The sequence below is a fragment of the Deltaproteobacteria bacterium genome, assembly GCA_016210005.1.
Lineage (GTDB): Bacteria > Desulfobacterota > Binatia > HRBIN30 > JACQVA1 > JACQVA1.
In genome coordinates this window covers 1-14,510 of the sequence record JACQVA010000064.1, presented here as the reverse complement: position 1 = coordinate 14,510, position 14,510 = coordinate 1, and the positions used below count along the sequence as shown (strand labels likewise).

12 protein-coding genes and 1 pseudogene are annotated in these 14,510 nt (G+C 65.9%); 11 read left to right on the top strand and 2 right to left on the bottom strand.

Annotated features, from left to right (window positions below; genetic code table 11):
• Positions 1–87: 87 nt before the first annotated feature.
• Positions 88–192, bottom strand: a pseudogene (locus tag HY699_06625) (IS110 family transposase).
• Positions 193–623: 431 nt separating this feature from the next.
• Between HY699_06625 and HY699_06620 the strand changes: the two are divergent.
• The 8 genes from HY699_06620 (at position 624) to HY699_06585 (ending at position 11,247) form a co-directional block, all read left to right on the top strand.
• Positions 624–1,103 (top strand): nucleotidyltransferase, encoded by a 480-nt coding sequence (locus tag HY699_06620; protein ID MBI4515471.1) that lies wholly within the window; start codon positions 624–626, stop codon positions 1,101–1,103.
• A 129-nt stretch (positions 1,104–1,232) separates the two neighbouring features.
• Complete coding sequence (locus tag HY699_06615; GenBank protein MBI4515470.1) at positions 1,233–1,952, top strand: nucleotidyltransferase family protein; 720 nt, start codon at positions 1,233–1,235, stop codon at positions 1,950–1,952.
• Positions 1,953–1,962: 10 nt separating this feature from the next.
• Positions 1,963–3,315, top strand: coding sequence for a galactokinase (galK, locus tag HY699_06610; GenBank protein ID MBI4515469.1), 1,353 nt, complete (start codon positions 1,963–1,965; stop codon positions 3,313–3,315).
• Between the two features lie 78 nt (positions 3,316–3,393).
• The gene (locus HY699_06605; GenBank protein ID MBI4515468.1) at positions 3,394–4,413 is read left to right on the top strand and encodes a phosphotransferase family protein; all 1,020 of its coding nucleotides are present in this window, start codon (positions 3,394–3,396) and stop codon (positions 4,411–4,413) included.
• A gap of 22 nt (positions 4,414–4,435) precedes the next feature.
• Positions 4,436–4,849, top strand: coding sequence for a hypothetical protein (locus HY699_06600; protein MBI4515467.1), 414 nt, complete (start codon positions 4,436–4,438; stop codon positions 4,847–4,849).
• Positions 4,846–5,184, top strand: coding sequence for a hypothetical protein (locus tag HY699_06595; protein MBI4515466.1), 339 nt, complete (start codon positions 4,846–4,848; stop codon positions 5,182–5,184). The genes HY699_06600 and HY699_06595 overlap by 4 nt, the downstream gene beginning before the upstream one ends.
• A gap of 138 nt (positions 5,185–5,322) precedes the next feature.
• Positions 5,323–8,946 (top strand): FAD-dependent oxidoreductase, encoded by a 3,624-nt coding sequence (locus tag HY699_06590; protein MBI4515465.1) that lies wholly within the window; start codon positions 5,323–5,325, stop codon positions 8,944–8,946.
• Between the two features lie 192 nt (positions 8,947–9,138).
• On the top strand, positions 9,139–11,247 hold the full coding sequence (locus HY699_06585) for a GAF domain-containing protein (GenBank protein ID MBI4515464.1): 2,109 nt from the start codon (positions 9,139–9,141) through the stop codon (positions 11,245–11,247).
• 54 nt (positions 11,248–11,301) lie between these two features.
• On the opposite strand, the gene HY699_06580 is transcribed toward HY699_06585, so the two are convergent.
• A complete protein-coding gene (locus HY699_06580; protein MBI4515463.1) occupies positions 11,302–11,904 on the bottom strand; it encodes a GNAT family N-acetyltransferase in 603 nt (200 codons plus the stop codon).
• 142 nt (positions 11,905–12,046) lie between these two features.
• Between HY699_06580 and HY699_06575 the strand changes: the two genes are divergently transcribed.
• From HY699_06575 to HY699_06565, 3 genes are all read left to right on the top strand, one after another.
• The gene (locus HY699_06575; GenBank protein ID MBI4515462.1) at positions 12,047–13,288 is read left to right on the top strand and encodes a cytochrome P450; all 1,242 of its coding nucleotides are present in this window, start codon (positions 12,047–12,049) and stop codon (positions 13,286–13,288) included.
• Positions 13,289–13,345: 57 nt separating this feature from the next.
• Complete coding sequence (gene arfB, locus HY699_06570) at positions 13,346–13,777, top strand: aminoacyl-tRNA hydrolase (protein MBI4515461.1); 432 nt, start codon at positions 13,346–13,348, stop codon at positions 13,775–13,777.
• Between the two features lie 72 nt (positions 13,778–13,849).
• On the top strand, positions 13,850–14,293 hold the full coding sequence (locus tag HY699_06565) for a hypothetical protein (protein ID MBI4515460.1): 444 nt from the start codon (positions 13,850–13,852) through the stop codon (positions 14,291–14,293).
• Positions 14,294–14,510: the final 217 nt, after the last annotated feature.

Below are 14,510 nucleotides of genomic sequence, written 5' to 3'. Positions count from 1 at the left end.
TGCCATTCGACCATCCTCCTCTCGTCGAGATGGCCGGGGAGGTTAGTCGAACGCGACGACAGCGCGCATGCTCACCGGAAGGACACTGTGCACCACGATGGTGCCTGCGGCATCGAGGATGCAGACGTACATCGAGCGTGCATGCAGATCGATTCCGCAGTAGTATCGGTGCTGCTAGGTGTAGAAGTTCATCAAGGCTCCTGCTCTTCTCCCCGGTGGGGAGGTAAGTTGTTGGTCACAGCCACCGTACCCCGCCGGCGTGGCGAGGAGGAGGCCTTGATGAGGATCGAGCTGCTCCACGCGACGGCGCCCAGCGGCCCATTCTGCCGGATTGCTGGGTCGCGGCTTGGGCGCCGCGCGTGAGCAGCGGCGTTAGCCGGAGGCGCCAACTTCGTGGTAGTGTGGAACTATGGCTGAGCAAGTTCAGATGGTGCGTGCCCGAGGCAGGGTATGGACGGTAGCCAGAATTCGTAAATCAGCGGCCGACGAGGCAGACTTCCGCTTCTGGTACGACGGGCTGAATCCCGAGCAACGTGTCGACGCCGTTGGGGACGCCTTGGAGAGTTGCTTGAAGACGCGGGGTGCCAATGGCATACCGAGACTACGAAGAGTTCATCGCCGCGTTGAATGCCCATGGCGTTCGCTACCTCGTCGTCGGCGCACACGCGGTCGCGTTCCACGCTCGGCCTCGCGCAACCAAAGACCTCGACGTGTTGATCGAGCCGACCGCAACTAACGCCCGAAAGGTACTCGCAGCCCTCCGGGATTTCTTCGAGGGCGCAGAACTTGGGTATTCGGAGCAGGACGTTACCGACCCGCGGTGGATCATTCAGCTTGGTGTGGCACCGGTCCGGATCGACCTGATGTCGGAGATGCCCGGGTTCGGCAACTTCGAGACCGCGTGGAGGAATCGCGTTGACGCAGCCTTCGGCTGCGTGCCTGCGCACTACCTTGGGCTCGACGAACTCATCGGCGCAAAAGGGGCTGTCGATCGACCACAGGACCGAGCGGATCTTCGTATCCTCAAGCGCGCCAAGAGCGGGATTCGGCTTCGTTCAACAACGCGTTCCAGCCGACGCCGCAGAACGACGCGGCGCGGCTGAGCGCCATACGTTAGCCCAATGGGGGAAGACCGCGGCGGACCTGACATTTCTGTCTCGCCTTTTGCCGTACTCGCCAGTATGCTCAACGGCATGCAAGCTGTGCTGCTCGCTGCCGGAAGGGGCACGCGCATGGGGGCTCTGACCAGCTCGTGCCCCAAGCCGCTGCTGGCAGTGGCGGGGCGGCCGATAATCGTTCACATCCTATGCGGCCTGGCGCAGGCAGGCGTGAGCGAGTTCGTCGTTGTCACCGGCCATCTCGGCGAACAGATCGAAGCCGCGCTTGGCGACGGCCGCCAATTCGGGGTTGGCATCACCTACCGCCGGCAGGCCCAGGCGCAAGGCACGGCGCGCGCTCTGTTGTTGGTGCGCGAGGTCTTGCGAGCCGGCCCGTTCGTGTTGAGCTGGGGTGACATTCTGGTGCAACCCGGGTTCTACGGCGCGCTACTGGCGCGCTTTCGCCGACACCCGTGCGAGGCGCTGCTGGCGCTCAACCCGGTGGATGATCCGTGGCAAGGGGCGGCGGTCTACACCGCGCCCGCAGGCCGCGTCACCCGCATCACCGAAAAGCCGCCACGGGGCAGCTCGACAACCAAGTGGAACAACGCCGGCGTGTTCGTCTTCGATCCGGTCATACTCGACTACGCCGCCCGCCTGCGCCCGTCGGGCCGCGGCGAGTATGAATTGCCGCAAGCGATTGCGGCCATGGTTGATGATGGCCGCCAGGTGTTCGGCCTGGCGATAGCGGGCTACTGGAGCGACGTCGGTACGCCCGCGGACTTGCAGCGCGCCGAGGTCGAGTTTGCGCGCGTTACGCGGCGCACGGCGGAACCGCCGGCCGGGCTTCCTTAGAATCATGACCGTGCCGAATTCCGTCGAGCCCGACGACGCCCGCGTGGCCGCCATGCTCGCCCGCTTCGCCGCCGTCTTCGGCCGGCCTGCGACCGCGTTGGTGCGTGCGCCCGGCCGCGTCAACCTGCTCGGTGAGCACACCGACTACAACGGTTTGCCGGTATTGCCGATGGCCATCGATCACAGCGTGTTAGTTGCGGCGGCTCCGGCGGACGATGCGACCATCCGCTTGCACAATCTCGATCCGGCTTATTCGCCGCGCCAATACGAGCTGGCTGACAGCCTGCGCCCGTTCGAGGGCGGCGACTGGGGCAACTACCATAAAGCGGCGGTGCAGGGGCTGCGCCGCAGTGCTCGTGGGGCGTTGCGGCGCGGCGGGGATTTCTTGCTCGAGGGCAACATCCCCGCCGGTGCCGGGCTCTCCTCCTCATCGGCCGTGGTGGTGGCCAGTGCCCTGGCAGTGCTGGCAGTCAACGAGATAACCATGCCGTTCCCGGAGCTAGCCGAGCTGCTGCCGCAGGCCGAGCGCTACGTCGGCACGCTCAGCGGCGGTATGGATCAAGCCATCAGTCTGCTGGCGGTGGCCGGCCATGCGTTGCGCATCGACTTCTTCCCGCTGCGAGTGCGGCCGGTGCGGCTGCCGCCGGGCTACCGCTTCGTCGTCTGCCACAGTCTGGTAAGCGCCGAGAAGTCGGGCGGCGCGCGGCGGGCCTACAACCTGCGGGTGGTCGAATGCCGCTTGGGCGCGCGCGTGTGCGAGGTGGCGCTGCGGCCGGCGCTCCCGCGCGCGCTCAATACCCTGGGCGACCTGGCGCGGCTGTTCCCGAGCCGTTCACTGCCGGAGTTCCTGCCGGCGCTCGAAGCCTACCTGCCGCGCCGGCAGCTCACACTGAGTGAAGTGGCACACATCATCGGCAGCAGCCCGGAGCAACTGCGCGAAGACTGCCGCATCACCGCCGATCTCGGTGATCAGTTCGCCGTGCTGGCGCGCTTGCGCCACGTGCTTTCCGAGGCCGACCGGGTCGAGCGCGCCGAGCCGTTGCTGGCGGCCGCTGATGCCGCCGGCTTTGGTGCGCTGATGGATGCCTCGCATGCCAGCTGCCGCGATGACTACGAGATCAGCTGCCCGGCAGTTGAAGAGCTGGTCGCGGTCGCCAAGGAGTCCGGTGCGCTGGGAGCACGGGTGACGGGCGCCGGTTTCGGCGGCTGCGTGGTGGCACTGGTGGAAGCCGAAGCCGCCGGCGGCTTCCTCGAACTGGTGGACCGGCGCTTCTACCGGCCGCGCCTGGGCCACAAGCACCGGCCGGCAGCGCAGCGCTTCGTTTACCACGCTTGCCCGGGAGCGTGGTGCCGCCGGCTGTAACGCGGCGCTCGCCGTGACTGGGCACCAAAGCGGATGCGGTAATAGATCAGCTGCCGTTCTTCCGCTATGAGTGAGCTGATGACTGCGGCAGAGTTAACAGCGCGGCTGGCAGCGTTCCTCGCCAAGCAGGTCGGCGCGGCGGTTGAGATCGACAACTTACGGCGCGTGCCCGGCGGGGCGTCGCGTGAAACCTGGTCGTTCGATGCTTGCTATCAAAACGACGGCGTGCCGGTGCGGCGGGCGCTGATCCTACGGCGTGATCCCGGCGCACACGCGGTGCAAACCAGCCGGCGCGAGGAATTCGTACTGCTGCAAGCGGCCCATGCTTGCGGGGTGCCGGTGCCGCAGGTGTTTTGGCTCGGTGACGAGACCGAATCTCTCGCTGCCCGCTTCTTCATCATGGAGCGCGTCGAGGGCGAAACCCTTGCCCGCCGCCTGCTGCGCGATGAGCCGTATGCCACCGCCCGGCGGGTAATGACCGCGCAACTGGGCGCTATTCTCGCCCGTATTCATCAGATCGACATAGCGGCGCCTCAGCTCGATTTCCTGCCGCGGCCGCAACCGGGCGAGTCGCCGGCGCAAGCCGAGCTGGAGCGCTACGAGCAGATCTTTCGCGGCCTGGCCCCCGATCCCCACCCCGCTTTCGAACTGGCCTTTCGCTGGTTGCAGCAGCGCTTGCCGGCGGCGGCCAGGCAGACGCTGGTGCACGGCGACTACCGCATCGGTAACGTCATCTTCGGCCCCGAAGGCACCCGCTCGATCCTCGATTGGGAGCTGGCGCATATCGGCGACCCGATGGAGGACCTCGGCTGGATGTGCGTGCGCTCGTGGCGCTTCGGCAGCGACGACAAACCGGTTGGCGGTATCGGCCAGCGCGAGGAGTTTTTCGCCGCCTACGATCGCGCCGGGGGGGGCGCGGTCGACCCCGAAAGGGTGCGTTTCTGGGAGGTGTTCGGAAATCTCAAGTGGGCTACGATCACAATTACCCAAGCCCGGACCTATCTCGACGGCGGCGTGCGCAGCGTCGAGCTCGCTAGCCTCGGCCGGCGCACGGCGGAGATGGAACTGGAGTTGTTGGATCTGATCGAGGCGCCCTAGACGCGAAGCGCGGAGGACCTGCATGCACGACCGCCCCACTGCTTTGGAATTGCTCGAAGCCGTCCGCCACTTCCTCGAAGCCGAGGCGATGCCGGCGCTCGAGGGCACGAAGAAGTTCCATGCCCGGGTGGCGGCGAACGTGTTGGCCATCGTCGCCCGCGAGCTGCGCAGCGAGAGCGCGCAGCTCAGTGCCGAGCGGCAACGCCTGCGCGACCTGCTGGGCGAGGGCGCGGGCGAGAGCACCCACGATCAGGCGGAACTGAAGCGTGGGGTCCGCAGCGCCACTAAGTTGCTATGCGAGCGGATTCGCAGCGGTGACGCCGACGCCGGCGCGTGGCGTCCGGCCGTGTTCGCTCACGTCCGGCAAACAGTGATCGACAAGCTCGCGGTCGCCAATCCCAAGTTCCTGGGCGCGGGCGGAGAGGATGGATTATGATGCGAGCGCTTGGCCGCGAGGGCGGCTTCTCATTCGTGTCGATCCTGCTGGCGATGCTGCTGCTGGCGGTGCTCTATTTTGGCTACTTCCGCCTGTCATCGAGCAGCGGCGAAAAAGGGGCCGGCATTCAAAGCCTACAGACCTCCAAAGGGATCGCCTGCCGCACCCAGCGCCAGCAGATCGAACGCGACGTGCAAGCCTACAGCATGAGTCACGACGGCCCGCCGCACTCACTCGCCGAGTTGGAGCGCGAGGGCATCCGTGTCCCCTCCTGCCCGGAGGGCGGGCGCTACGCGCTCGCCGGCATCCAGATCACGTGCAGCACGCATCCTTAAGTACCGCCGCGCGGATGATGATGGCTGATCCGCTCGAGTAGCCGCATCGGCTTGCGGCCGCGGCACCAGGACAACATCGCCCGCCCCGGGCTAGCGCAGCGGCGAGGTTTTCGGCATGTTCGGCCCGCGAGGTAGAAGATGGCTCTCAAACACTTGCCGGAAAATCCCCGAGGCGAAGCGCGGGCCTGGAACCTGCAGCTCGGGGTAGCCGGCTTCAAATATGCTGACCTCAATCGCGTGCGCCGGCTCGAGGCACTCGATCAGGCCTTTCTAGCAGCGCTGCGCGAGCTTGACCCGGCGTTGGCCACGGAACTGGAGAGTTACCGGCAAACGGGTGGTCTGGGTGTCGATCGCAGCCACGAGTCCGAGCTGCTCATCCGCGTGGCGCCGCACCTGGGCGGATTCATCGCCCGGCTTTTCCATATCGAATCGGAGCACGCCGCACTGTGCGAGCGCATTCGCGCGGATGAGGTGGTCTTCGAGTGGAAGCGGCAGTTCATCGAACGTCAGATCCTCAAGACCCCGCCAACGCCGGATGCACTGGCCCAGCTCGACTTGGTCGAGCTGGAATTCGCCTACCGCGAAGTCGTCGATGCCCTGATCGCCGACACCGCGCTGGTGGCTGACCCCGAGCGGGAGCTGGCGGTGGTGACCACCAGGTTGCTGGCCACCATCGAAACGGCGAAGGACACTGAGGCGAGGGAGCGCGCGCGCGCGCAGCTGGCCAAGGTGGAGGTCTGGGTCAAGGCGCTCGTGTTCCATCCGGCGCTGGCGGCGCGGCGCCGCCAGTACACCTGCTTTCGCGCCCCCCAGAAGGTCGATTTCGACGAGCTGGTGCCGCGGGTGCGGCCGCGTCCTGAGCTGCCGGAATTCTTCATGGGGCCGCCCGAGTGCCGCCGTCATCGCGACGGTTTCGACCTCACCGATCAGCGCTTCACGCCACGCGAGAACCTGCGCGAGGCGCACTACTGCCTCACCTGCCACGACCGCGGCAAGGACTCGTGCCGCGCGGGGTTCCGCAACAAGGACGGCAGCGCGCAGCGCAATCCGCTCGGCATCGCGCTCGTTGGCTGCCCCCTGGAGGAAAAGATCTCCGAGATGATCGCCCTCTATCGCGACGGCCACCCGCTCGCGGCACTGGCGGTGATCATGATCGACAACCCGATGCTCGCCGGCACCGGCCACCGCATCTGCAACGACTGCATGAAGGCGTGCATCTTCCAGAAGCAGGAGCCGGTCAATATCCCCGAGATCGAGACCGGTATTCTCACCGCGGTGCTGGGACTGCCCTACGGCTTCGAGATCGTCTCGCTGCTGACGCGCTGGAATCCGCTCAACCCCCGGCGGCCGTACCCGTTGCGCTACAACGGCAAGAACGTGCTGGTGGTCGGCATGGGTCCGGCGGGCTATACGCTGGCGCATCACCTGCTCAACGAAGGCTTCGGCGTCGTCGGCATCGAAGGCCTCAAGGTCGAGCCGCTGGCGGTGCAGCTGCGCGGCGCCAAACGGCGCGTACCGCGGCCGATCAAAGACGTCGATGACATCGTCGGCCCGCTTTCCGAACGGCCGACGCTCGGCTTCGGCGGCGTCGCCGAGTACGGCATCACCGTGCGCTGGGACAAGAACTTCCTCGACATCAATTACGTCATCCTGATGCGGCGCAAGAAGTTCCGCCTGCTCGACGGCGTACGCTTCGGCGGCACGCTGACGGTCGAGGATGCCTGGAACCTCGGCTTCGATCACATCGCCGTCACCGCCGGTGCGGGCCGGCCGACGATCGTGCCGATGAAGAACAACTTGGCGCGCGGCGTGCGTATGGCCTCCGACTTCCTCATGGGCCTGCAAGGGCAAGGCGCCTATCGCAAGAACTCGCTCACCAATCTGCAAGTCGAGCTGCCGGCGGTGGTGATCGGCGGCGGTCTCACCGCCATCGACGCCGCTACCGAGCTGCAGGCGTACTACGTTGCCCAAGTCGAAAAGAAGCTGGAGCGCTTCGAGCGCCTGCAGCGGCGCGTCGGCGGGCAAGCAATCTGGGCGAATCTCGACGCCGAGGAGACCGCCAGCGTGCGCACCTGGCTCGAACACGGCCGCATGGTGCAGGCCGAGCGCACCGCCGCCCGCGCCGCCGGCCGGCCGCCCGACTTCGCGCGGCTGGTGCGCTCGTGGGGCGGGGTCACCATCGCCTACCGCAAGCGGCTGCAGGACTCGCCCGCCTACCGCCTCAATCACGAAGAGGTGATCAAGTCACTCGAAGAGGGTATCGGCTTCGTCGAGTGCATGAGCCCGGTGGAGTGCCTGCTCGACCAGTTCGGCCACGTGCGCGCGTTGCAGTGCACACGCATGCAACTGGCCGAGGGCAAGCACTGGCGCGACACCGGCGAGCTGGTCGAATTCCCGGCGCGCGCCGTCATCATAGCTGCCGGCACCAACCCCAACGTAGTCTACGAGAAGGAGCACCCCGGCACCTTTGCCCTCGATCAGGCGCACGGCAGCTTCGCCATGCACCGCGTCGTCACCGCTGCCGGCGGCAGCCTCCAGCTCGAACCGGCAACGGCTGAGCAGATCGGGTTCTTCACCTCCTACCAGCGCGACGGCCGGCTGGTGTCGTTTTACGGCGACGCCCATCCGGTGTTCGCCGGCAACGTCGTCAGAGCGATGGCCTCGGTGAAGCAGGGCTACCGGGCGATCGCGCAGCTGTTCGAACAAGAGGTGGCAGCGCAGGAACCCGAGGAACAGGCCGAGCGCGAGAACGCCTGGGTGCGCTTCGCCGAGGTGCTCGAAGACGGCCTGCGCGCGGTGGTGGTCGATGCCATCCGTCTGGCCGACCGCATTGTCGAGGTCATCGTCCGCGCCCCGATGGCGGCGCGGAATTTCCGCCCCGGGCAGTTCTATCGCTTGCAGAACTACGAAGGCTCGGCCGAGGTGGTCGAGGGCATTCGCCTGACCATGGAAGCGCTCGGGCTGACCGGCGCCTGGACCGATCCGGCGCGCGGCCTCATCTCACTTATTGTGTTGGAGATGGGCGGCTCGTCGCGGCTGTGCTCGATTCTCGAGCCCGGCGAAGAGATCGTGCTCATGGGTCCGACCGGCACCCCCACCGAGATCCCCAGCGGTGAGACCGTGTTGCTGGCAGGCGGCGGTTTGGGCAATGCCGTGCTGTTCTCGATCGCCGCGGCGATGAAGGCTCACGGCAACCGCGTGATCTATTTCGCCGGTTACAAGCAGGCCCGCGACCTGTTCAAGCGGCGCGCCATCGAGGATGCCTGCGACCTGGTGGTGTGGAGCGTGGACGAAGGGCCGCCGATCGCCGCGCGCCGGCCGCAAGACCGCAGCGTGGTCGGCAACATCGTTGAGGCCATGCAATGGTACGGCGCCGGCAAACTGGGCGACACGCCGATCCGGTTGCCGGAGGTCGACCGGCTGATTTGCATCGGCTCGGATCGCATGATGGATGCCGTTCGCCTGGCGCGTCACACGGTGTTGTCAGAGCTGCTGCGCCCGGCGCACATGGCCGTCGGCTCGATCAACTCGCCGATGCAATGCATGCTCAAGGAGGTCTGCTCGCAGTGCTTGCAGCGGCAGGTCGACCCCGACACCGGCAAGGAGACCCTGGTCTTCAGCTGCTTCAACCAGGATCAGAAGCTCGACTGCGTCGACTTTCAGTTCCTCCACCAGCGCCTGCGCCAGAACTCGGCGGCCGAAAAACTCACGCAGCTGTGGCTCGACCATCTTTTCGCTCAACGCGAGGTGCAGGAGGTGTAGCGCGGTGCACGCAATGGCGGGTCAGCAGCGCCCAGCTACAAGCCTTGTCTTGACGCCGATCAGAGTGGCCGCGGCTGCCGCTGGCCGCAAGGGCAAACCAGGCGCGGCAGGGGGGGGCCGTCGCGAATCGAGCCCGCGTCTCTTTCCGTGCGGGCGGCGGCGCACTATTATGGAATGATGAGTCCCACCAAGGTGCCCGCTAGAAGACGGCGCCGGTCGGGGTTCGGCGCGCGCCCGCCAGCCGTCGAGCCGGGCTTCGGCGACTGGTTCGAGAATGCCAGCGATCTCATTATCGTAAATGACCGTACCGGCCTGATCGTAGCGGCTAACCGGGCCGCGCGAGAGTTTGCGGGCTACACCTTGGAGGACCAGGCGCGGGGCGTGTTTCTGCGAGACGTGTTGCCGCCGCCTGATTGCGAAGCGGCGATGATTGTGACTCAGCGCGCACTCGACGGCTTGGACTTTCCCAAAGTCTACGAACGGGAAGTGATCCTGCGGGGCGGCGGCCGGCGCGTCCTTGAACTGCGCAGTAACGTTCTGCAACAAGACGGCGGGGCGCGGCTGCTGCAAACGATCGGGCGCGATGTGACGGAAAAGAAAGCAGCGGCGGCGTTTGAGAGCAGCTTACTGCAGGTGGCCCAAGCGTTGTTGACGGCGCAAAGCCTGGACGCGCTGGGCCACGTCATCTGCACGCAGGCGCGTGAGTTCCTGCAGGTGGACGGCGCATATCTGTGGCTACGTCGCGGCGAGGAGCTGGTCGGGTTCGCCGGGGCCGGCTACCGCGCTACGGAGTTTGTCGGTATCCGTTACCCACTCACCTTGCCGTTCATTGAGTACATCGAACGCGACGGGCAGGCGCGCGTGATCAACGACTTCCAACAATCCGCCTACGTCGACGAGCGCGCTGCGGCGTTGAACGTGCAGTCGATATTGGCTGTGCCGCTGCGACGCGGCGAACGGCCACTGGGCCTGCTGGCGTTTGTTGACTACAGAAACCCGCGGCGATTCGACGAGGCGGTGCGCGACCGCGCGACGATCTTCGGCGCACAAGTCGCAATGGCAATCGAGTCGGCATTGGGGCGGGAGCGCGAAGAGGAAGAGGGCCGCGTATCCAGTGCCCTCCTGCGGGTAGCTCAGAGCATGCGCGACTCGCTGGAGGAGGCGCAAGTGCTACAGCAAATCGCCCGCGGCGCCTGCGAGGCGATGGAATGCGATTGGGCGGTTGTGGCTCTCTGGGATGCGACCAAGTCCGCGTTTCGCGTTACCACGGTGGAAGGTTGGCCGGCGGCCGCGGCGGAAGAGCTGAAGCTGCTCGAATTCGGGCGCGGTAGTCTAAACCTTGTCGAAGAGATGATGAAGCGAAAGACTGCCGAGATCACCCAGCCGCGGGGGCGAGTCGGCCTCTACGAGCGCTGGGATGTGGCTTCGCTGCTGGCGGTGCCGATGATCCGTGCGGGCCACGTGATCGGATGCCTGGTGGTCGGCTTCCACGAGCGCCGGGGAGCATTCGCCGCGCGCGAGCGTCGTATCGCCGAAGGGATCGCGGCGCAAGCGGCGGTGGCAGTGGAGAACGCGCGGCTGGTGGAAGCGCTGCGACGGGCCAACGAGCTGAAGTCGGAATTCCTCAGCACTATGTCGCACGAACTGCGCACCCCGCTCAACGCCATCCTGGGATACGCCGACTTGATGCGCGACGGCGCCATGGGAGCGGTGGCGCCCGAACAAGCGCAGGCGCTGGAACGTATGCTGCAGAACGGACGCGCCCTGCTGCAGCTGATCAACATGACCCTTGACGCCAACCGCCTCGAAGCCGGGCGCTTGAGGATTGAACCCTCGGATTTCTCGCTGAGCGAACTATTGGCCGAGCTGCACGAGGAGTTCGCGGTTGGGATGCCTAGGCTCGGTGTGCCGCTCTCGTTTCCCGAGCGCGTCGAACTGCCGCCACTGCGCACCGATCGCGGCAAGGTGAAGCTGATCCTGCGCAACCTGATCGAGAACGCGCTCAAGTTCACAGCCGCAGGTTCGGTGACCGTGAGCGTGCGCGGCCTAGACGGCGGCGAGCGGGTCGCTCTATCGGTGTCTGACACCGGGAGCGGCATTCCGGCCGAGGCGGTGCCGGCGATATTCGAGATGTTTCGCCAACTCGATGGCGAAGCGGCGGCCTCCCGCAAGGGTGTCGGACTCGGTCTCTACCTCGTGCGTCGCTACGCCGAGCTGATGGGCGGCACGGTGACGGTGGACAGCACTCCCGGCCAAGGATCGACCTTCACGGTTGAGATCCCATGCCGGCTTCCCGGCTGAGCGTGCGCCCCGCAACCGTGGCCACGGGCTGACCGCCTACGCCTGCCAAGTTGGCTAGCGCGCCAATTTCGCTGCGAGATCGGCCTTGACGCGCGGCCATTCGGCGTCGGTGATGCTGAAGTACACCGAGTGCCGGATACGCCCCGAATGCGTCAGCATGTGGTTGCGCAGGGTCCCTTCTTCGAGCGCGCCGATGCGAGCGAGCGCGTTGCGCGACTTCTGGTTGAGTGAATCGGTCTTGAACTCGACGCGGATACAACCCCAGGCCTCGAACGCGTAGCCCAGCATCAGGTACTTCGCTTCGGTGTTGGCCGCGCTGCGCTGCCACGACGGAGCGATCCAGGTGTACCCGATCTCCACGCGGCGATGCTCGTGGTCGAAGTTCGCGAAGCGGGTGCTGCCGATGGCGCGGTTGTCGGCCACATGCACGGTCGCAAACGGCAGCGACTGCCCGCTGGCGTGCTGTTGCAAGGCGTGGTCGACGTAATGCCGCATGTCCGCCTCGCTGCGCACCACCTGCGAAGGGTTCCACCGCCAGATCGATTCATCAGTGCCGACCTCCGCCAGCGCTGCCACGTGAACAAGCGACAGCGGTTCAAGCCGCACGAAGCGGCCGGTCAGGATTACGGGCTCGAGATTCATCGCCGGTGAATTCATCAGCGTCGTGCACTTACGCCGCCCCAGCGATCGAGGCAAGCGCCGTTCGACGGTGGTGGGAACCCGAACAAACGCCGGTTTGGGTGCTTGACGCTCCCCCGCTCCTCTCGTAGTGTTCGCCGTACATTTTAGGGGAGTTGCCATGAACTTGGCTGACGTCGATCTGTTCGACCCGGACAGCTATGTCCGCGGTGTACCGTACGAAACCTTCAGGCTGCTGCGCCGGCAAGCGCCGGTGTTCTGGCATCGCGAGACCAACGGTTCCGGCTTCTGGGCGGTCACCAAGTACCACGATGTGGTGGCGGTCTCGCGTGATCCCAAGACCTTCTCGTCGGCGAAGAAGGGGGTGTTCGTCTTCGACCCGCCCCCGGACGAACTCGAGCGCATGCAGCTGATGATGCTCAACATGGACCCACCCAAGCACAGCAAGGTACGCGGGCTGGTGAACAAGGGCTTTACGCCGCGCATGGTAGCCCGGCTCGAGCCGCACATCCGCGACATCGCCGGCAGGATCATCGACAGCGTGGCCGACAAGGGGCAGTGCGACTTCGTGACGGAGATCGCTGCCGAGCTACCACTCGAGGTGATCGCCGAGCTGCTCGGTATCCCGCCCGCAGACCGCCGCAAGGTGTTCGATTGGACCAATCGCCTTATTGGCTTTGACGACCCCGAGTACCAGGCCTCGAAGGAAGACGGCCAGCTCGCGGCCGCCGAGATGTACGCCTACGCCAATCAGTTGGCCACGGCACGCCGCGGGTGCTCGGGTAACGACTTGGTCAGCGTACTGATGAACGCCGAGGTCGATGGCGAGCGCCTGAGCGAGCTGGAGTTCGATCTGTTCTTTCTGTTGCTGGCGGTGGCCGGCAACGAGACTACGCGCAACTTGATTTCGGGCGGCATGCTGGCGCTGATCGAGCATCCCGACCAGCGCGCCCGGCTGCTGGCTGCCCCCTCACTCACGCCGACAGCGGTTGAAGAGATGCTGCGCTGGGTCTCACCGGTCATCGAGTTTCGCCGCACCGCCACTTGTGATGCAGAGTTGCGCGGGCAGAGAATTCGCGCGGGCGACAAGGTCATCATGTTCTACGTTTCGGCCAACCGCGACGAGGAGGTGTTCGAGAACCCCGACTGCTTCGACGTCGGCCGCACGCCGAACGACCACCTGGCCTTTGGCATCGGCGAGCACTTCTGCTTAGGCGCCAACTTGGCGCGGCTGGAGATTCGCGTCATGTTCGAGGAGTTGTTGCGCCGGCTGCCGGACCTCGAGTTGGCCGGACCGGTCGAGCGCTTGCGCTCGAGTCTGATCAACGGCATCAAACGCATGCCGGTGAGGTTCTCCGGCGAGCGCCGGCGCCCGGCGGCCGCGGCCCGGCACGCAACGTAAGGGCAGCGGCTCACGAGCCTTGACCGGCGCCCCGGAGCTTGGGAGGCTGGCCGGGCGATGGATGAACCAAAGGTGATCCGCCTCAATCGCTCGCTGGCGATTCCGCTGCGCGAAATCGAGCTGCACTACGTGCGCGCCGGCGGGCCAGGCGGGCAAAACGTCAATAAGGTGGCCTCGAAGGCGGTGCTGCGCTTCGATTTGCGCAACTCACCGTCACTGCCCGAGCCCGCCCGCGCTCGCGCCTTGGTGCAGTTGGCGGCGCGCCTGACGGGCGAAGGTGAACTGGTCCTGAGCAGCGGCATTTATCGCGACCAGCCGCGCAACCGCGAGGCGGTGATCGAACGTCTGCGCGCCTTGCTGGCCGCCGCGATCCGGGTTCCCAAGCCGCGCCGGCCGACCAAGCCGTCAGCCGCCGCGCGTGAACGGCGACTGGCCGCGAAGAAGGCCCGCGGGCAGGTAAAACGCCAACGCGCTCTACCGGCCGAGTGATGCCCCTTCTCGGCGCTCCCCCTTTGACACATCAATTTGGGCGAGCTACCTACTCGGGCAGAGGAGGTCGTTATGAAGAAGTGGATCATGCCGGTGCTGTTGGTTTCGTTGCTGATGGCGCCACTGCTCTTGGCGTCACCGGCCTCAGCCGTCAGGGGCGGACCATGCGCTGAGGACGCCGAGAAGTTTTGCAAAGGGCTCGAACGCGGCGGCGGGCGGGTTATCGGATGCCTGAAGGAACACTTGGCCGACCTGTCGGCCGCATGCAAGGAACACCTCGAGAAAGCGAAGGGGCGTGCGGGCAAAGCGGCCAAGGGCCGGCTGGCCGAACACCGTAAAGCCTGCCAGAGCGACATCGACAAACTCTGCAAGGACGTCAAACTCGGCGGTGGGCGTGTCCTCAAGTGCCTCAAGGAGCACGAGTCCGAATTGTCAGCCGCCTGCAAAGAGACCTTCTCCAAGCGCGCGCCGAAGGCGGCTGAGAAGGCAGAAAAACCCGCCGATACCGGCAAGTAGGGAATCATCGCAAGCGGCGCCCAAAGACGCCGGTGCCAAGGGGTGTGCGACAAATCTGTGGGTAACGTGCAGCCGACCGGGCAAATCCTCACCAGTCTGACAGTACTGTGTATTGTCAGGCCGAGGCCCATGGCCGAAAGTGACGCAATGTGACATTCCCGCGAAAGCGGGAATCCACGGCACCGGCTCGCTACGACCCGCCAGCGCTACACGATCT